Source organism: Methylobacterium sp. J-048 (assembly GCF_022829515.1).
Taxonomy (GTDB): Bacteria; Pseudomonadota; Alphaproteobacteria; order Rhizobiales; family Beijerinckiaceae; genus Methylobacterium.
This window is the reverse complement of record NZ_JAKSYL010000184.1, coordinates 1-18,865: the sequence shown is the minus strand read 5'-3', so window position 1 is coordinate 18,865 and position 18,865 is coordinate 1. Positions and strand designations below refer to the sequence as shown.

The following is an 18,865-nucleotide window of genomic DNA, read 5'->3' as shown; positions in this document are numbered from 1 at the left end:
CTTCGCCTTTGGCTCTGGTATGACCGAGAGCCTTGTTGGCGTGACTATGAACAGGCGGGCAATTTCGATAAACGGGGTAAAGCCTGCGTTCAGACCTCAGGAATCCTGAATTGTGGACACCCGCTTCCTCGAAAGCTTCGTGGCCGTTACCGAGAGTAGTTCGGTTGCGGAAGCGGCGCGGCGGCTCAACATCGCCCCCACCACGCTCACCCTGCGGATCCGCAGCCTGGAGGAGGAACTCGGCTTCCCGCTCATGACCCGCTCTGGCCGTACCTCGAAACCGACGCTGGCCGGCGTAGAGGTCGCGGTTCGCGCGAGCGGGATCCTGCGCAACCTGCGGGAGCTGAAGACATTGCAGGACGAGGAGCGTCCCCGGGGGCAGATCCGGCTCGGCGTCGCCCAGACCGCGGTCACGACTGTCCTGTGCGACATTCTCCCCGCCCTGGCGAAGAAATTTCCGGATCTTGAGATCATCGTGCAGAAGGGATCGTCGGCACAGGTCTTTGACAAGCTGAACGGCTCTGAGATCGACGGAGCGTTCCTCTTCCACCCTCCGTTCAAGCTCCCGAAGAGCTTCATGTGGCGGCCGCTTCGGGCAGAACCTTACGTCGTGATCGCGCCCGCGGGCGACCCCGGCGCCGATCCGCTTCAACTCCTTAGGGAGCGGCCTCTGGTGCGCTACGACCGGTCCCTGTGGTCCGGCCAGATCGCCGAGAACTACCTGCGCCAGCAGCGCATCCGCCCGAATGACCGCATCGAGCTGGACGCGTTGGATGCCATCGCCGTGCTGGTTCATCGCGGCTTGGGCATCTCGTTGGTGCCCAATCGGACGCTGCCCTGGCCGGAGGGCCTGACCCTCACGAAGCATGCCCTTCCCGAGCCGGCGCCCAGACGAGAACTGGGCCTCCTCTGGCCGGTCGCGTCCACCTACGCGCAACTCCTGCGAATTGTCGACCAGGAAACACATCTGGCTATTGGCGATCACGCCCCCGATGTTGCGCCGAGTTTAGCCTCCACGAGTTCAGCTTCGTAGCAGCAGTTGGCTTCGGCGCACGATGGGCCGTCGGCGTCGAACCGAGGACTTCAGACCACCTTCTACGTCCGCTTTTGGACGACGCGTTGCGGCAAGGTAAGGGCATGCCTTGGCAGCGAAGTCCGAGATAGCAGCGGGGGATTTAAATTTATCTCACTATCTCAATGACATAGGTGTTCGCGCTTTTGTTCAGGCTGGCGCGCCAACACTCAGTTATCATTTCACAATCTGCCGAATGCACCCGGGTAACGCTGGGTAACAGTGCGATCGCTCGGCGACGGCTGCAGCCCGCGCAAGCGGCGTCGAACCTGTGCCTCCGACCACGTTACATGCGTCTGGAGCAGCGAGGGTCGGTCAGCGCAAGCAACGGCACCGGATCACGCTGGGAGCCGACACGCCCGTCTGGCCATCTGTGAGACCGGAGAACGACCGGCCCTTCGTCGCGAAGGCTGACCGGCAGGAACGGCGTCTCTATCAGCTGAAGGCTCTGCTCGGTGTTCCTGCCGAGTCAGCCTCGGGTCCGACCGGATCGATGCGATCGGGGGGGCGGTCCCCGTTGGCTCGCGGTATCGCCGAGAGGCCCGACGCTGTTCCGTTGCCGCGAAGCAGCGCCGGGAATGCGCGCCCTCATCTGAAGGAAGCCGTGAGGCAAGTCCGGGTTGTCCGGCAGGATAGGCTGGAGACGCACCTCACAACTCCAGGCGGTGAGAACAGCGGACGTTTGCCACGCCCCATCGGTAACGATCACCGCCCATTTCCTGCGTTCCAGCAAGCTGTTCACAGATAATTGAATGGCGCGCAATTCGGAACGGCGGACGACCGGCGGTGTTCACTCCGATACCGAGCCGAGCCGGAGCGCCTGATGTTGCAAGCACCTGTCTACTACAGCCCCGATGTCGAGCACATGCAGCCCGACGAGGCTAAAACCATCGAGGGACTGAACGAGACCTTCGACACCATTCTCCAGACGGTCGCCGACGATTCGGGTCATGCCGTCCGCTCCGTCCACGCCAAGGCGCACGGCATTCTGGAAGGCGTCCTCAGGATCGACCCGAACCTGCCGCCGGAACTGGCCCAGGGGCTGTTCGCCAAGCCCGGCGAGCACAAGGTCTACATGCGGCTGTCGACCAATGCCGGCGATATCCTGCCCGACGCGGTTTCGCTGCCCCGCGGCCTCGCCCTGAAGGTCCTGGACGTCGCGGGCGAGCGGCTGCCTGATGCCGAGGGCACCACCCAGAACTTCATCATGGTCAACGGCAAGGTCTTCCAGGCCCCGAACGCCCAAAAATTCCTGGGCAGCCTCAAGCTGCTCGCCGGCACCACCGACCGGGTGGAGGGCCTGAAGGTCGCGGCCTCCACGGTGCTGCGCGGGGTCAACAAGGCCCTGACGGCCGTGGGCATCGAGAGCCCGACCATCGGCTCGCTCGGGGGCGCGCCCAACGTCGATCCCCTCGGCGAGACCTATTACAGCGTCACCCCGTTCCGGTACGGCGAGCATATCGCCAAGTTCTCGGTCGCCCCCGTCGCCCCGGGCCTGACCGCGCTCACCGGCACGGAGATCGATGCCTCCGGCCGCCCGAACGCGATTCGCGAGACGGTCCGGTCCGAGATGGAGGGGATCGAGGCCGTGTGGGAATTCCGGGTCCAGCTCTGCCGCGACCTCGCGCGCCAGCCCGTCGAGGACCCGACCGTCGCTTGGAACGAGGACGAGGCGCCGTTTCAGCGGGTCGGCCTGATCACCGTCCGCCCGCAGGACAGCTGGGACGAGACCCGCGTCCAGGCGGTCGACGAGGAGATGCGCTTCAGCGTCTGGACGGGGCTCGCCGCCCATCGACCGCTCGGCAACATCAACCGCGCCCGCAACGCCCCCTACCGGCATTCGGCCGAGTTCCGCCAGCGCTTTAACGGCTGCCCGATCCACGAGCCCGGCGCCGGGCGCTGAGGGCGTCTGGCCTGCGCGATGCGGGCGATGTCGCCCCCGGACTGGGCGAAGTGCGATCGTCGTTCCCATCTATGGGACACGAAGGGACGTTCCGGTCCTACGGAGGAAGCACGATGACGGACGAGAGGGCGGTACTGGCGGGCGGCTGTTTCTGGGGCATGCAGGACCTGATCCGGCGCCAGGACGGCGTACGCGCCACCCGCGTGGGTTACACGGGCGGTGACGTGCCGAACGCGACCTACCGCAACCACGGCACCCATGCCGAGGCCATCGAGATCATCTATGACCCGGCCAAGACGAGCTTCCGGCGCATCCTGGAGTTCTTCTTCCAGATCCACGACCCCACGACGCCGAACCGGCAGGGCAACGATCGCGGCCTGAGCTATCGCTCGGCCATTTACTATGTCGACGATGTGCAGCGGCGGGTCGCCGAGGATACCATCGCCGACGTCGACGCGTCGGGGCTCTGGCCGGGCAAGGTTGTGACCGAGGTAGCGCCGGTGGGCCCGTTCTGGGAGGCCGAACCGGAGCATCAGGATTACCTCGAGCGGCGGCCGGATGGATATACCTGCCACTTCGTCAGGCCGGGCTGGACGCTGCCGATCCGATCCCCGGCCGCGCAGGACGCCTGAACTTGGCCCCGCCTTCTCGGCGGGGCGCTTCGCGGCGCGAGACGGCCCGGCCCTCGGCGCGGCGGAACAGCATGGCGACCCACCAGACGCTCAGCCTATCCGTGAACAGCGATGCGGCCGGGCGCCTCCGGGCGCACGGCTGCGGCAGGCGAGGTCCTTGCAAGAGACTTGTAAGCCCCAGTCTGACTGGACCGTGCCATTGCCCCGGCCGTGCGCAGAACCATCACCGTCCCGGTTACCCGGAACAGGACGATCTCATCAAGACGGTGCTGCGATCGGGCCGCGTCGCCAGCACCAGCACAGTCGTTCGCGCGACCCGGACGCTGTACGACCTCGCCCACGAGACGGTGTTAACCGCCGATGCGCGGTAGGCGCTGGCGGAACTTGAGCGGGATGCGACGCGCGTCGACGCCGTGTTCTCGGACGTGGTCATGCCGGGCATGGACGGTGGCGACCTGGCCAGGGAGATCAGGCGGCCCCACGGCGACCGTCCCGTGGTATTGACCGCCAGCGACAGCGACGTGCTGGCCCGGGACTGCACGCACGGCCTCAATCTCCTGCACGAACCCTACTCGGTCGAGCCGCTCTCCCGTATCCTTCGACGGGTGATCACCCGGCGCCGCAAGGGGCGGAGCGGGGCGACGTTTCCGGGGCCTGCGGGACTTTCGACGTAACCGTGTGCGATGGAACGATCTGCCAGCCCCGAGCGGGACTTCAGGATGAGTTCGACCCCAACGAGCGAGACGGCGCGCCTCCGGGCGCTGGAGAGCTACCGCCTGCTCGACACCCCGCGCGAGAGCGACTTCGACGAGATCGCGCAGGCCGCCGCCGAGCTGTGCGACGCCCCGATCGGCGTGGTCAACCTGATCGGGGACGGACGGCAGTTCTTCAAGGCCGAAATCGGCCTGGGCGTACGCGAGACCCCGCTCGAATCCTCGTTCTGCCGCCAGGCGCTGCTGCAGGAGGAGTTCCTCTGCGTGGAGGACGCGTCGCGCGATTCGCGCTTCGTCGGAAATCCCCTCGTCGTCGCCGATCCCGGCCTGCGCTTCTACGCCGGTGCGCTGCTGAAGACCGCCGAGGGCCATCCCGTCGGCACGGTCTGCGTCCTCGACACCAAGCCTCACGAACTGACCGAGCGGCAGCGCAAGGGGCTGATGCGCCTGGCCCGGCAGACCATGGCGCAGATGGAGCTGCGCCGGTCCCTGCGGGAGCAGGCCGAGCAGCGCCTGCTCCACGAGCGTATCCTCGACAGCGCGACGGATTACGCGATCATCGCGACCGACGCCCGCGGCAACGTCACTCGCTGGAATGCGGGCGCCGAGAACGTGCTCGGCTGGAGCGAGGCCGAGATGCTGGGCCACCCGGCGGCGGTGTTCTTCACGCCGGAGGACCGGATCGGCGCCCGGCTGGAAACCGAGATGGCGCTGGCGCTGGAGAACGGCAGCGCCCCCGACGAGCGCTGGCACCTGCGCAAGGACGGCAGCCGCTTCTGGGCCTCGGGCGAGCTGATGCCCCTGAAGTCGGATGGCGGCGACGTCATCGGCTTCCTCAAGATCCTGCGCGATCGCACCGCGCAGCGCGCGACCGAGGCGGCCCTGCAGGCGAGCGAGATGCGCTACCGCTCGCTGGTGGAGGTCAGCCCGCAGGTCGTGTGGTTCGGCGATGCCGAGGGCAACGTCACCTACTGCAATGCCTACTGGTACGACTACACCGGCCTGCCGCCCGGAATCACCGGAGAGGCGAGCTGGATGGCCGTGATCCATCCCGACTACCGGGAGCCCACCCGGCGGGCGTGGCTGGCCGCGGCGACCTCCGGACGATCCTACGAGGTCGAGTTCCCGCTTCGGCGGGCGGACGGCGCATACCGCTGGTTCCTGTCCCGGGCGAAGCCGGTCCATAACGCGGACGGGACCCTCCAGAGCTGGATCGGGACGTCGCTCGACATCCACGAGCGCAAGGTCGCCGAGGGCCGCTTCAAGGCCCTGACCGAGCTCGCGCCGGCCATCGTCTGGTTCGGCAATCCCGACGGCGGGGTCAGCTACCTCAACGACCGCTGGTACGCCTACACCGGACAGACGCCCGAGCAGGCGCTGCCGACCGGCTGGGGCGAGGTCATCCACCCGGACGACCGGGATGGCCTGACGCGCGCCTGGGACGAGGCCCGCGCCCGGGACAGCGTCTACGACACCGAGGCGCGCCTGCGCCGCTACGACGGCGCGTACCGGTGGTACCTGATCCGGGCGGAGCCGATGCGCGATGCCGGCGGTGCCGTCACGGGCTGGCTCGGCAGCAACACCGACATCCACGACCGCAAGCGGATCGAGGAGGACCTGCACCGGGCGCGCGAGCAGCTGCACCTCGCCGTCGAGGCGACCGGGACCGGCATCTTCGACTACGACCTCGTTGCGGACGTGCTGGAATGGGACCTGCGCACCCGCGCTTTCTTCGGCCTGGGACCGGACGCGCCGGTGAACCTCGCGGTCTACCTGGCCCGGCTGCACCCGGACGACCGCGCCCGGGCGGAGGCGGCGGTCCAGGCCGCGCTCGATCCGGCCGGCGGCGGTGCCTACGACATTACGTACCGCACCGTGTCCCCGGAGGACGGGGTCGAGCGCTGGGTCTCGGCCAAGGGCCAGACGCTGTTCGAGGCCGGCCGGCCGGTGCGCCTGATCGGCACGGCGCGCGACGTCACCGAGAGCCGGCGGGCGGAGCAGGTCCTGCGCGAGACCGAGGAGCGCTACCGGCTGGCCTCGCGGGCGACCAACGATGCGATCTGGGACTGGAACCTCATCACGAACCACATCCTGTGGAACGAGGCCCTCCAGACCGCCCACGGCCACGCGCTCGACGCCGCGGAGCCCACCGGCGACTGGTGGATCGGCCACATCCACCCCGACGACCGGGCGCGCATCGCCGACTCGATCCATGCGGTCATCGATGGCGCCGGCCTCGTCTGGAGCGACGAATACCGCTTCCAGCGGGCGGACGGCTCCTACGCCAGCATCCTCGACCGCGGCTACGTCATCCGCGACGGGGCCGGGCGGGCCATCCGCATGATCGGCGCCATGCTCGACATCACGGAGCGCAAGCGGGCCGAGGAGCATCAGCGCCTGCTCACGGGCGAGCTTCAGCACCGGGTCAAGAACACGCTGGCCCTCGTCCAGGCCATCGCCAGCCAGACCCTGCGCGGCGCCACCGACGTCGATGCGATGCGCGAGGCGTTCTCGTCCCGCCTGATCTCCCTGGGACGGGCCCACGACATCCTCACCGCGTCGAGCTGGACCGAGGCCCCCATCCAGGAGGTGGTGGACGGCGCGCTGGCGGTGCACCGCGGGGTGTCCCCGCATCGCATCCGCGCGAGCGGCCCGAACGTCCCCCTGGCGGCCAAGCCCGCGCTGTCGCTGGCGCTCGCCCTGCACGAACTCGCCACCAACGCGACCAAGTACGGCGCCCTCGCCAACGACGTCGGCGTCGTGGACCTGCGCTGGCACGTGGTCCACGAGGGCGGCGCGTCGCGCTTCTGCCTGACCTGGTCGGAGCATGGCGGGCCGCCGATCCTCACGCAGCCGACACGCCGGGGCTTCGGCTCGCGCCTGATCGAGCGCAGCTTCGCTGCCGAGGTGGGCGGGCAAGTCCGGCTCACCTACGCGCCGACCGGCCTCGTCTGCCACCTGGAGGCGCCGCTCACCGCCATGCAGGACCACCGCGACGAGGCGGCGGCCTGACCTCGTTTGTCACCGTCCGTCGCCGCGGTCGGGAACGTCTCGGCCTGACCTAACCCTGGCGCATCATCCCGAAAGACGATTCTTGTTTTCGGAGCAAGATGATGCTCCACGAAAGACCCAGGGTCTCAACTCGATCCGCTTGGCCGTCTGAGCGGCTGCTTCCGACCCTTCTATGAAGTTCAGAAGGTCCGCTTGCGGTCAATCTGGCCCAGCTATGTGACCTATCCTGGCCGAAGGGGGTTGCCTGCGTTGAAACAGTCGGCCCATCAAAGCTGGCGCTGCCTCTGACACCTCCCTTTACAGGTGCTTATTCAACCATCGACCTGCTTTAGCTTCCGACCCTGACCCAGCATGCGGTGCATACGCATACGAAAAATGCTAAATTCGAAGTCTTGCTAATCTAGAAACAGACATACCTTGCAGACGGAGCGAGTCTCGATCTCCAAGCGTCTGAACCAGGGAGTATAGATTGACCGAGCGCCCCCGCGTCAAAACGCTGAGGCAGAGCACGGCCGAGGTCGAGTCGAAGCGCGCGTTCGAGTTCTGGCGCGACACGGCGCTGGCCATGTCTGGCGTCTCCAGCGCCGGGCCCGAGGAACGGCGGTCGTTCGCAGCCAGTCGCCTCGTCGCCGTCACGGCCCACAGCACCTTGCTGCATACCGAGGGCCCGCGGGTCGATGTCGAGCGCACGGCGCGCCATGTCCGCCAAGACGGGCGCGACACCATCACAATCGCCCTGGTCCTGCGCGGGACCCAGTACTTCGAACAAGGGACCCGGGGCGGGCGGATGGCTCCCGGCGACATCAGCGTCACCGACTCCGGACGCCCGTTCCTGATCGGGGCCTACGAGGATTACGAGGAGATCCGGCTTAGCGCGACGCGCGCGGCCTTCAGGGCCCATGTCGGCGAGCCGGAAGCCTACGCCGGGCGCCTGATCGGCCACGGCGCCCTCAATGCGCTGTTCGCGACCTACCTCCGGTCCTACGCGGCCTTGGTGCCGGGCATGACGGAGGCCGAGGCCGGCATCGCGGTCGAGGGCACCCTCCACCTGTTCCGGGGTTTGGTGGGCGCTCCCATGGGCTACGTCACAGCGGACGCGCTGCGGTCACTGGCCGCCGTGCACATCGAACGCAGCCTACACGATCCAGGGTTCGGTCCCGACGCCCTGTACCGAGCGTTGTGCGTCTCCCGCAGCCGTCTCTACGCCGCCTTCGCCGACGGCGAGGGCGTGGCGGCGGCGATCCGCGACGCGCGCCTCGACCGGGCGCATCGCCAGTTATCGGCGCCTGCACATGCCAGCGACAGCATCGCGACCATCATGCTCCGGTGCGGCTTCACCAACGCGTCGGGCTTCAGCACCGCCTTCCGTCGGCGCTTCGGAATCGCGCCGCGCGATTTCAGAGCCTCGAACACCTGAGGGCGGACGCTTTACCGGAACTGGCGCGGCCACCAACCGCGTCACCGGCCGGGCCAGGACGCCGCGTCGCCGGGGAGGAGCGGCAACACGTCGCGGGAATGGACGAAGGCTTCCTGAACGACCGCGATGGGCGCAAAGCCGAAGGCCCGCTTCCGGGCAAACGGCCAACTACCGCTACCCACCCCGAGCCGAAGTTGCTGGACGTGCGTCGAACGACTGCTTTGGAGAAACGCAAACGGAATTCCAGGCGGCTGGGTTGGGTCGAAAGCGGCGCGTCGGCTTCGGAGAAGGCGCGCCGGAAAAGCGGCCGGCCTCTGGCCGCCCCTAAGCAGGCCCCACGACGCAGCGCAGAGGGCGTTCGTGAGAGGCTCTCAAGCGGCAAGGCGCCGTGTCGTCAGCGGAACAGGTTCGGGGGCGCCGGCGGGTTCGCGTGGAGCAGCGTGATCGTCACCCGTCGGTTCGGCGCGAGGTAGGGATTGTCGGGGAAAACCGGCTCGGTGTCGGCGCGTCCCACCACGGACGTGAAGTTGTCGTTGGGAACCCCGGCCCCCGACAGGATCTCGCGCACGGCGAGCGCACGCCCGGCGGTGAGGTTCCAGGGTTCGACGGCCCGCGCCGAGCCCGGGCGCGCGGCGGCCGTGTGGCCGGTTATCGACAGGCGGTTGGGCAACTGGCGCAGGGCGGGCGCGAGCGCCTGCAGCACGCGACGGGTGCGGTCGTAGGGGTCGATGGAGCCCTCGCGGAACATGGAGCGGCCGTCCTCGTCCACGAGGGACACGTTCACGCCCTCCTTGGTCGGCTCGATCACGATGTTGTGCGACAGCTCGGCGATGTCGGGCAGCGTCTGGAGCGCCTGCCGGAGGCTGGCGATGGCGCTGAAGTCGGCCTGCACGCTGGCGGCGGGGCGGCTGGCATCGCGATCGCTGGCGCGGCCCGGACTGGTCGCGCGCGCTTTGTCCTCCGGCTCGGCTGAGCCCCTCCCTGCGTCGCGGGGCGTGGACGCCTTGTTGCCGGACGTGTCCAGGGCGGTGCCGTACAGCATGCCGCCAGCGCCACTGGTTGCAGGGCTCGAAGCCGAAGGCGCGAAGTATTCCGCCAGACCGTTCTTCTGCTCCTGCGTCGTCATGCTGATCAGCCACATCAGCAGGAAGAACGCCATCATGGCGGTCACGAAGTCCGCATAGGCGATCTTCCAGGCCCCGCCGTGGTGCGCATGCGCGGCCTTCTTGACCTTCTTGATGATGATCGTGGTCATCGCGTCCCTGCCGGATACCGGGTCAGTTCTGGGCGGGCAGGGCGGCGGTCGCCGCTTCCACCTCGTTGAAGGTCGGGCGGACGTCGCTCATCAGAGACTTGCGGGCAAATTCGACCGCCATCACCGGGGGCTGGCCGCCGATATGGGCGAGCAGACCGGCCTTGAGGGACAGGAAGTATTTGGACTCGGCCTCGAAGAGGCTCTTGAGTGACTGCGCCATGGGCCCGAAGAAGCCATAGGCGATGAAGACGCCGAAGAAGGTGCCGACCAGCGCGCCGCCGATCAGATGGCCCAGCACCTCCGGCGGCTCCTTGATCGCCCCCATCGTCTTGATCACGCCGAGCACGGCGGCGACGATGCCGAGCGCCGGTGTTCCGTCGGCGAGCGACTGCATGGCCGAGACGACGCGCTCCTGCTCCTGGTGGTGCGTCTGCAGTTCCTCGTCCATGAGCGCGTCGATCTCGTAGACGTTGTTGGCGCCCAGCGTCACCATCCGCATGTAGTCGCAGACGAACTCGACCGCGTGGTGGTTCGCCGCAAAGGTCGGGAAGGCGTTGAACAGCGTCGACTCGCCCGGATCTTCGATGTGCGGCTCGAGCGCCATCGAACCCTTCGACTTTGCAAGCTTGAACAATGAGTACTGCATCCCCAGCAGCTCGACATAGGAGTTCTGCGTGTATTTCGGGCCCTTCACGAGCGTGCCCAGCATGGCGGGCACGGCTTTGAGCACCGGCCCGGTATTGCCGATGACGAAGGCACCGATCGCTGCGCCGAGGATGATGACGAACTCGAACGGCTGCCAAAGGACGAGCAGGTGGCCACCCATCATCGCGTAGCTGCCGAAGACGCAGGCGAAGACGATCAAGGTGCCGACGATCAGCCGCATAATTCACTATCCTTGCGCGGCGACAGGTACAGTTCGCGCGAAGCCACTCATGATCTGGCAAATCACTGATTAAGGTTAACGGCGGGTTTCGAGCCGGGGCCGGAGGATTGGCAAATGTTTGGTCGCGGCGTCTGGTGGAGCGGGTTTGACCTGACGTGACGGGCGCGGGCGCGTCGCAAACGCAATGACGCCGGCTTTCACGGGTCGTTGGTCCTAGCCGCCGGGCCCGCCGCCCCATCCCCGAAGCCGGCCCATGATCCTCGACACTTGGCGGGGCTGTCGCGCCAGTCCGGCCGGCGGCCTGTCCATCCCGGCCGCGACGTTCGGCACCGCCCCGACGATCAATGCGGCAGCAGCTGCGGGATGGCCTTCTTCACCCGGGCATAGCCGCGGGTCGCCAGCGGCCAGGCGACCTCGTCCCAGGTCCGCCGGACGCGCAGGCATTCGGCCGGGAGGGTATCCGCGGATGGGCCGACCGGGGCCCAGCCCGTGACGATCGGATGGGCAGCGGACCAATCCGGGGTGACCGGTCCTGCCGGGCAGCCGAAATGCGCCTCCGCCCGCGCCAGGGCATCGGCCATCGCGGTGGAATCTGCGGCCCGGACCGTATCGGACGCACCGGGGGCGTGGGCGACCAGGCCGCCGACCCGGACCACCCGGGCGTCGCCCAAGGGCAGGCTCTCCGGGTGCAGGTCGTCGAGATGCAACAACAGGGCGACGTCGCCGGCTGGCGCCGCATCGGCCCGCGGCAGCGCGACCTCGCGCGGCGGGTTCGATTCGTCGAGGGAATCCGGATATTCGTCGAGCCCGGCGGGATCGAACCGGCCCTCGGTGTAGCGCCGGATGTTCTCGGCGCGGGCGACGTAGGGCTTGCCCCGTGTATGTAGGCCCGCCACCCAGCGCCAGGACAGGGTGTTGCTCGCCGGGTCGCCATCGACGAGGTGGCGCAGGAAGAAGGCGGCGCCGAGCGCCCAGGGCAGGCGCAGGGTAAAGATCCAGATCGAGGCGAACCACATCCGGGCATGGTTGTGCAGCCAGCCGGTCTCGACCAGCTCGCGCACCCAATCGTCGAAGCCGTCGAGGCCGGTCCGGCCCTCGACTGCGCGCTCGTAGGTCCGGCGCAGCCCAGGCTCGCCGGCGAGCCGCTCCCGATCCGCCGCAGCCAGCGCCAGAAAGTCCGTCCAGGCGGCCGGGTGAGTCTCCAGATGGCCCTTGAAGTAGGTCCGCCAGAACACCTCGGACACGAATTTCTCGGCACCGCCGTCGCCGAAGGCGCTGTCGGCGGCCGCCACCACCTCGGCCTCGGTGATCAGGCGCCGGCGCAGATAGGGCGACAGCGCCGAGGTGGTCGGCCGCGCCTGCATGCCGCGGTCGGTGTTGCGGGCGGCAGCGTAATCGGCGCCCGCCTCCGCCAGGAAGGCGGAGAGACGGTCGAGCCCGGCATCCCGGGTCATGGGGAAGATGCGATCCATGCCGCTGAGCTAGCGCAGGCACTCGCGGGCGCGGCTGCGACCCATTCCCTGCCCCGCGGCGACTATGTCCGGAGGATATCCCGGGCGATCTCGCGCGCGCTCCTGTCGCTGAACCGGCCGGCCTGCGCGTCGGCCAGCCCGCCTTCGATCGCGCGTTTCAGGATCGCGTGCTTCTCTTCCGCGGAAGCCTTTTCCGACTCCAGCCGACGCAGGCCGTCGCGCGCGACCGCGCTCACCGACGCAGAGCCGCCGGAGCGGGTCAGCCCGTTCACGAACGCCACCATCTCCGGCGTCAGACTTACGATCAGGGGGGGCATGGCCGTCCTCCATGAATGATCGTTGTTGAAGCCACGCCGAGGTTTGCAAGGATTCGCCGCCGCCTTCGGGCGCGCGAAATCGGGTCCGGGCGCTGAAGTTCAGCGGCTCACTCAGCGACCGGGGCTGCCGGGAGCAACTCGGAAGCCAGCTTATCGCAGATGTTCCTCGCGAGTCCGGACCTGGCTTGACCTCGACAAGCAGCGTGATTTTCTAAGGCAGGTCTTCGCCGTGATGGGTAAGGACAAGCTTCGAGGTGAGTCTCATGACCGATGGAGAGCGCTTCGTCGGCGCGCTGCCGATGAAGGTCGATTTCCACGACCTAAGCAAGCGTCGGTCCTACGAGCGGACCCGCCGTGTCGCCGTGCGGCTCGTCGACGAGCCCGGTCTGCTGGCGAATGCGCGGGATTACCTGGAACGGCACGTCCGAACCGACCTGCGGCAATCCCGGTACTATGTCCTATGGACCGATCTCCTCCACCAAGATGTCCGGCAGATCGTCCGTTGCATGCTGGAGGACACGGCCCAAGGGGATCTCCTGCGCGACACCCAGCCCGTCTTCGTGGTGCTCCCACCCGAAGAGACACGGACGCAGGGGCCCCGCGCCCAGGAAAGAAGCGGAGAGCGAAGCTGACGCCATGATGCGCCGCGACAGGCTCGATCATTGTCTTCGCGCCGCCGAGGGGGTGACAGGCCACCGACGATTCGTGCTCGTTGGTTCCGCGGTCGTCCTCGTACGCTGCCGGAACATCCCCGGAGACATGTTGCTGACTCCGGAAGCTGACCTGTACGTGCCCGGCGTCCGGAACTCCGAGGATCTCTCGGATGCCATCGAGGCCAGTATCGGCCAGGGCTCCAGCTTCCACCGGCAATTCGGCTACTATTGCGATGGGGTCTCGCCCGGGACTGCCGTGATGCCGACCGATTGGGAAGCACGCACAATCATCTACGAGAGTACGGGCTGCCCCGGGGTCACAGCGGTCGTCCCTGATCCCGACGACCTTGCCCTGTCCAAGGCCGTTGCTTGGCGAGATAAGGACAAGGCGTGGCTGAAATCGGGAGTCCGAGCGAAACTCTTTTCGCTCCACACGATGGCGGCGCGACTTGTCCGCATGCCTGATCGTGCTCCTGCGATAGACGAGATGACGCGGCGGCTCGCTTGGCTCGCGGCCGAGTGCGGCGTGAGTCTGACACATGAGGAATCACCCCACCCCCGAATCCCAAAAACCCCGGGCTGATTTCATCGCTATGAGACGTGCGCTCGCGCACGGACCGATCCCCCATGTTGCGCTGCACCTTGGCATCACCGCGCCGCGACGCCACCTCGGCGCCTGACCACCGGACGCGGCCCCGCCGCACCAGCACGAGGTTTCCATGCCGTCCCTGCTAGACCCGATCCGAATCGGCGCCATCGAGGCGAAGAACCGGATCTTCATGGCGCCGCTCACGCGCGGCCGCGCCACGCGCGAGCACGTGCCGACCCCGCTCATGGCCGAGTATTACGCCCAGCGCGCCGGCGCCGGGCTGATCCTCACCGAGGCCACCGGCATCTCCCAGGAGGGGCTGGGCTGGCCGTTCGCACCGGGGATCTGGTCCGACGCCCAGGTCGATGCCTGGCGGCCGATCGTGAAGGCCGTGCACGACCGCGGCGGCAAGATCGTCTGCCAGATCTGGCATATGGGCCGGCTGGTCCATCCGGACTTCCTGGGTGGCGACAAGCCGGTCGCGGCCTCGGCCATCGTCGCCCCGGACCAGGCGCACACCTATTCCGGCAAGAAGCCCTATGCCGAGCCGCGCCCGCTGGAGGTCGCCGAGATCCCGCGGCTGCTCGCCGATTACGAGCGCGCCACCGCCAACGCCCTGGCGGCGGGGTTCGACGGGGTGCAGATCCACGCCGCGAACGGCTACTTGATCGACGAGTTCCTGCGCGACGGCACCAACCACCGCACCGACCAGTATGGCGGCTCGATCGCCAACCGCGTGCGGCTGCTGCGCGAGGTGACCGATGCGGTCGCAGGCGTCGCCGGGCCCGAGCGGACCGGCGTGCGCCTGTCGCCGAACGGTGAGATTCAGGGCTGCAACGATTCGGATCCGGAGCCGCTGTTCGTGGCCGCCGCCCAGGCGCTGGCCGACAGCGGCATCGCCTTCCTGGAGATGCGCGAGCCCGGCCCGGACGGCACCTTCGGCAAGGCCGACCATCCGCCGATTGCCCCGGCGATGCGCAAGGTGTTCCGCAACCCGCTGATCCTCAACGCCGATTACGACGGCGTGAGCGGCCAGAAGGTGCTGGATGCCGGGCAGGCCGACGCGATCGCGTTCGGCCGGACCTACATCGCCAATCCGGATCTGGTCGAGCGCATCGCCAAGGGCGCCCCGCTCGCCAAGGACGAGGCCGCCACCTGGTACAGCCAGGGACCGAAAGGCTACACCGACTATCCGACCTTAAGCGAAGCTCGCGCCGCCTGATCGGCGTCGATGCGGTGCCGGGGCCTGCGCGACGGACCCCGGCACCGTGGAGATCGCAGGGGGGCGTTTTCCCAGGGGGCGTTCGGCTGCGCCTCTCGCGATGACGGTAGAGGTGGCCCGTTGCCGCGGTCGTGAAAACCATAATCTGTGGTCACGCCTAGGCAGCCGGCCGTCCCGCGCCTATTTGAGCGCGAGACCATGGATGTGCCGCCCTCAAATACACGCGCGGATCTCGAACCGACCGACCGGCGCTGGAGCAGAGCGGACCGGCTCGCGGAACTGCACGACCTCGCGATACTCGATAGCGAGCCGGAGCCGCTCTACGACGATCTCGTCCGCATCGCCGCCCATGTCTGCCGCACGCCGGTCGCCCTGGTCAGCCTGGTCGATGCCGAGCGGCAATGGTTCAAGTCGGAATTCGGACTGGGCCAGCGTGAGCTGCCGATCAACTGCTCGGTCTGCGCTTACACGATCGAGGCTGGCGCGTGCCTCGTCATCCCCGATCTCGCCGCCGACCCGAGGACCGTCGACAACCCGCTGGTGACCGGGGGGCCGGGTTTCCGGTTCTACGCAGGGGCGGTGATCCGGGGCTCGCAGGGCATCCCCCTCGGCGCCCTGTGCGTCCTCGACCGGACGGTGCGGCCCGACGGCCTCGATGCCGACCAGACCGCGACGCTCACCGCCCTGGCGCGCCAGATCTCGACCCTGCTGGAATACCGGCGGACCCATGCCCGGGTCGCCGCCCGGGAGGCCGAGCTCGCCGCCAGCGAGCGCCGCTTCCGGGTCATGACCGCGGCGATGCCCCAGATGGTCTGGACCACCCTGCCGGACGGGTTCCACGACTATTACAACGACCGCTGGTACGAATTCACCGGCATGCCCTACGGCTCCACCGACGGCGAGGGCTGGAACGGCGTGTTCCACCCGGACGACCAGGAGCGGGCCTGGACGCGCTGGCGCCACTCGCTCGCCACCGGCGAGCCCTACGAGATCGAGTACCGCCTGCGCCACCGCGACGGCACCTACCGGTGGACGCTCGGCCGGGCCATGCCGATCCGCGACGCGGACGGGCGGATCGAGCGCTGGTTCGGCACCTGCACCGATATCGACGACCTGAAGCGGGCCGAGGCCGAGGCGCGCAAGCTCGCCGCCATCGTGGAGACCTCCAAGGACTTCATCGGCCTGACCACCCTGGACGGGGCGATCACCCATCTCAACGAGGCCGCCCTGGCGCTGGTCGGGCTGCCCGATCTCGCCACCGCCCGGCAGCACCGGATGGAGGATTTCTTCTGCGCGGATAGCCGCCGGGTGCTTTCCCAGACCGTGATGCCGGCCGTGCGGCGCTCCGGCTTCTGGGAGGGCGAGCTCGCCTTCCGGCATTTCGGCACGGGCGAGCCGGTCGCGGTCCTGTTCAACATCTTCCCGGTGCGCGACCCGACCGGCGCCGAGATCGGCTATGCCACCGTCACCCGGGACCTGCGCGAGGCCAAGCGCGCCGAGGAAGCCCGCGACCTGCTGATCCGCGAGCTGTCCCACCGGATCAAGAACATCTTTGCCGTGGTCGGCGGGCTGGCGGCCCTTACCGCCCGGAGCGACCCGGCGGCCAAGCCCTTCGCCGCCGCCTTCCGGGAGCGGCTCGGCGCCCTGGCCCGGGCCCACGAATACGTCCGCCCGCATTCCCCCGACAGCGCCCCCGAGGTCGAGGGCCAGACGGTGCTCGGGCTGATGCGCCTGATCATGGCCGCCTACGAGGAGGGTGGCCGGGCGCGCGTCGCGATTTCCGGGGACGATGCCGCGATCGGCGAGCGCACCGCCACGGCGCTGGCGCTGATCATGCACGAGCAAGCGACCAACGCGATGAAGTATGGCGGGCTCTCCACCAAGGAGGGCGGCGTCACCCTGAGCGGCCTGCGCGACGGCGAGCGCTACACCCTCACCTGGGCCGAGGCCGGCGGCCCCCCGGTGACGGAAAAGCCCTCCCGGAAGGGGTTCGGCACCGTGCTGGCCGAGCGCAGCGTCGCCGGCCAGCTCGACGGCGTGCTGGAGCACGATTGGGCGCCGGGCGGCCTGCTGATGCGGCTCAGCGTGCCCCTCGAGAATCTCCGCCACTGAAGATGACGCACAGCCCGGGGGGATTCGCGCCGCACCTCGTCGTGCTCGATTTCGACGGCACCCTCGCCGACAGCTTCGACTGGTTCTGCTCGGTCCTGAACGGCGTCGCTGACCGCTACCGCTTCCGCCGGGTCGAGGCGCACGAGGTCGAGGCCCTGCGGCTGCAGGGCGCGCGGGCGATCGTGGCCCATTTCGGCATCCCGCGCTGGAAGCTGCCGTTCATCGCCCGCCACATGCACGCGCTCGCGGCGCGCGACGCGGACCGGATCGCGCTGTTTCCCGGCGTGCCGGCGATGCTGGCCGATCTCGCGGCGGCGGGCGTGCCGCTGGCGATCCTGTCGTCGAACCGCGAGGACACCGTCCGCCGGGTGCTCGGCCCGGAGAACGCGGCGCGCATTGCGGCCTATGCCTGTGGCGCCTCGCTGTTCGGCAAGGGGCGGCGGTTGCGGACGCTGCTGGCCCGCCGGGGCGTCGCCCCGGAGCGGACCCTGTGCGTCGGCGACGAGGTTCGGGATCTCGAGGCGGCGCGGGCGCTCGGCTGCCCGTTCGGGGCGGTGGCCTGGGGGTACACCGATGCGCGGGCTTTCGCGGCGCTCGGCCCGGAATACCTGTTCTCCGAGCCGGAGGAGATCACGAGCCTATTGCGGCGGCCCGAATTGGTCTGACGCGAGTCAGGGTTTCAAAAGGTCCGAGACCTTTTGCGGGTGCAGGGCAGAGCCCTGCAAGCTTCGGGGGCGCCGCCCCCGAACCCCGCCAAAGGGCCGAGCCCTTTGGAAACCCCTGGCTTTTGTTCAGAGGCCGCGGTTGGCGCCCGGGACGACGCTGGCGCCGTTGCCGGAGCCGAACGGCTCGTAGCGGGTCAGGCCACGGAACAGCTGGCTGAGGAAGGCCCGGTCGGCGCCGCTGGTCGGCGTGGTGCGCTCGATGAAATCGAACACCTTGCCGTCCTGAAGGCCGTAGAGCGCCACGCGCTCGACCTTGAAGCCGGGGGTGAAGTAGACCGCCGTGACCTTCTGGTCCTCGACCTGCTCGCCCAGGAACATGATCGTCCGGCTGGTGTTCTGGGAGATGTAGTACCAGGACTTGTTGCCCACCGTGGAGACCGTCGACGGCGTGCCCAGGATCTGCAACACCTGCTCGGGGCTCATGCCGGGCTTGATCGTGCCGAGCGCGGCCTGGTCGATCTGGTAGCCGTGGCGCAGCTCTTCGCTGACGCAGCCGGCGAGGCCGGAGCCCGCGAGGCCGAGCAGGGCGAGGCGCGCAAAGGACTGGACGAGACGGCGCCGCATCGGGCCCCCAGAGAGCGTGTTGACGGACGAACGACGCAGGCCGCCGCCGGTCCATGTCTCCGACGGCGCTTGCGCCTTGGGCGTGGGTTGCCGTACCGCGGGGATATGGCTTTGACAAGGCAAGCTTGGCCACAGGCGCCGGCCCAACGCACCCGCTCTCCCTCCCCCCTTTGCGGGGGAGGGTGGCCCCTGCGTCAGCAGGGGTCGGGAGAGCGGACCCCGGTTTCAGGACAACGCCGGTCCGGGGTGAAGGCCACCGCCTCATCCTTCACCGTCGCTCCCCTCTCCTGCCCCCCTTCGGGGGCCACCCTCCCCCGCCGA

At 68.6% G+C, this 18,865-nt stretch carries 16 protein-coding genes; 11 read left to right on the top strand and 5 right to left on the bottom strand.

Annotated features, from left to right (window positions below; genetic code table 11):
- The first annotated feature begins 112 nt into the window (after window positions 1-112).
- The 6 genes from MKL09_RS18310 to MKL09_RS18285 all read left to right on the top strand — a co-directional run bounded on the left by MKL09_RS18310 (window position 113) and on the right by MKL09_RS18285 (window position 8,749).
- The gene (locus tag MKL09_RS18310) at window positions 113-1,033 is read left to right on the top strand and encodes a LysR family transcriptional regulator (protein WP_244022444.1); all 921 of its coding nucleotides are present in this window, start codon (window positions 113-115) and stop codon (window positions 1,031-1,033) included.
- 862 nt (window positions 1,034-1,895) lie between these two features.
- The gene (locus MKL09_RS18305) at window positions 1,896-2,975 is read left to right on the top strand and encodes a catalase family protein (protein WP_244022442.1); all 1,080 of its coding nucleotides are present in this window, start codon (window positions 1,896-1,898) and stop codon (window positions 2,973-2,975) included.
- A 113-nt stretch (window positions 2,976-3,088) separates the two neighbouring features.
- Window positions 3,089-3,607, top strand: a complete 519-nt coding sequence (msrA, locus tag MKL09_RS18300) for a peptide-methionine (S)-S-oxide reductase MsrA (RefSeq protein WP_244022440.1) — start codon at window positions 3,089-3,091, stop codon at window positions 3,605-3,607.
- Window positions 3,608-4,038: 431 nt separating this feature from the next.
- Window positions 4,039-4,281, top strand: coding sequence for a hypothetical protein (locus MKL09_RS18295; RefSeq protein WP_244022438.1), 243 nt, complete (start codon window positions 4,039-4,041; stop codon window positions 4,279-4,281).
- Window positions 4,282-4,326: 45 nt separating this feature from the next.
- On the top strand, window positions 4,327-7,332 hold the full coding sequence (locus MKL09_RS18290; RefSeq protein ID WP_244022436.1) for a PAS domain-containing protein: 3,006 nt from the start codon (window positions 4,327-4,329) through the stop codon (window positions 7,330-7,332).
- A 469-nt stretch (window positions 7,333-7,801) separates the two neighbouring features.
- Window positions 7,802-8,749, top strand: coding sequence for a helix-turn-helix domain-containing protein (locus MKL09_RS18285; protein WP_244022433.1), 948 nt, complete (start codon window positions 7,802-7,804; stop codon window positions 8,747-8,749).
- Window positions 8,750-9,143: 394 nt separating this feature from the next.
- Here the strand turns inward: MKL09_RS18285 and MKL09_RS18280 are convergent, their stop codons facing one another.
- From MKL09_RS18280 to MKL09_RS18265, 4 genes are all read right to left on the bottom strand, one after another.
- A complete protein-coding gene (locus tag MKL09_RS18280) occupies window positions 9,144-10,004 on the bottom strand; it encodes a flagellar motor protein MotB (protein ID WP_244022431.1) in 861 nt (286 codons plus the stop codon).
- Between the two features lie 22 nt (window positions 10,005-10,026).
- A complete protein-coding gene (gene motA / locus MKL09_RS18275) occupies window positions 10,027-10,890 on the bottom strand; it encodes a flagellar motor stator protein MotA (RefSeq protein WP_244022429.1) in 864 nt (287 codons plus the stop codon).
- A gap of 341 nt (window positions 10,891-11,231) precedes the next feature.
- Complete coding sequence (locus tag MKL09_RS18270; protein WP_244022427.1) at window positions 11,232-12,362, bottom strand: FAD-binding domain-containing protein; 1,131 nt, start codon at window positions 12,360-12,362, stop codon at window positions 11,232-11,234.
- A 62-nt stretch (window positions 12,363-12,424) separates the two neighbouring features.
- The gene (locus MKL09_RS18265) at window positions 12,425-12,679 is read right to left on the bottom strand and encodes a type II toxin-antitoxin system ParD family antitoxin (RefSeq protein ID WP_244022425.1); all 255 of its coding nucleotides are present in this window, start codon (window positions 12,677-12,679) and stop codon (window positions 12,425-12,427) included.
- Between the two features lie 263 nt (window positions 12,680-12,942).
- On the opposite strand from MKL09_RS18265, the gene MKL09_RS18260 reads away from it, so the two are divergent.
- The 5 genes from MKL09_RS18260 (at window position 12,943) to MKL09_RS18240 (ending at window position 17,920) form a co-directional block, all read left to right on the top strand.
- On the top strand, window positions 12,943-13,311 hold the full coding sequence (locus MKL09_RS18260) for a hypothetical protein (RefSeq protein ID WP_244022423.1): 369 nt from the start codon (window positions 12,943-12,945) through the stop codon (window positions 13,309-13,311).
- A gap of 4 nt (window positions 13,312-13,315) precedes the next feature.
- Complete coding sequence (locus tag MKL09_RS18255; protein ID WP_244022421.1) at window positions 13,316-13,915, top strand: DUF6036 family nucleotidyltransferase; 600 nt, start codon at window positions 13,316-13,318, stop codon at window positions 13,913-13,915.
- A gap of 136 nt (window positions 13,916-14,051) precedes the next feature.
- Window positions 14,052-15,143, top strand: coding sequence for an alkene reductase (locus MKL09_RS18250; RefSeq protein WP_244022419.1), 1,092 nt, complete (start codon window positions 14,052-14,054; stop codon window positions 15,141-15,143).
- A 198-nt stretch (window positions 15,144-15,341) separates the two neighbouring features.
- Complete coding sequence (locus MKL09_RS18245) at window positions 15,342-17,255, top strand: PAS domain S-box protein (RefSeq protein WP_244022417.1); 1,914 nt, start codon at window positions 15,342-15,344, stop codon at window positions 17,253-17,255.
- A gap of 2 nt (window positions 17,256-17,257) precedes the next feature.
- A complete protein-coding gene (locus tag MKL09_RS18240; RefSeq protein WP_244022415.1) occupies window positions 17,258-17,920 on the top strand; it encodes an HAD hydrolase-like protein in 663 nt (220 codons plus the stop codon).
- A gap of 126 nt (window positions 17,921-18,046) precedes the next feature.
- Here MKL09_RS18240 and MKL09_RS18235 read toward each other — a convergent pair whose 3' ends face one another.
- Window positions 18,047-18,544, bottom strand: coding sequence for an outer membrane protein assembly factor BamE (locus MKL09_RS18235; RefSeq protein WP_244022413.1), 498 nt, complete (start codon window positions 18,542-18,544; stop codon window positions 18,047-18,049).
- Between the last annotated feature and the right edge of the window lie 321 nt (window positions 18,545-18,865).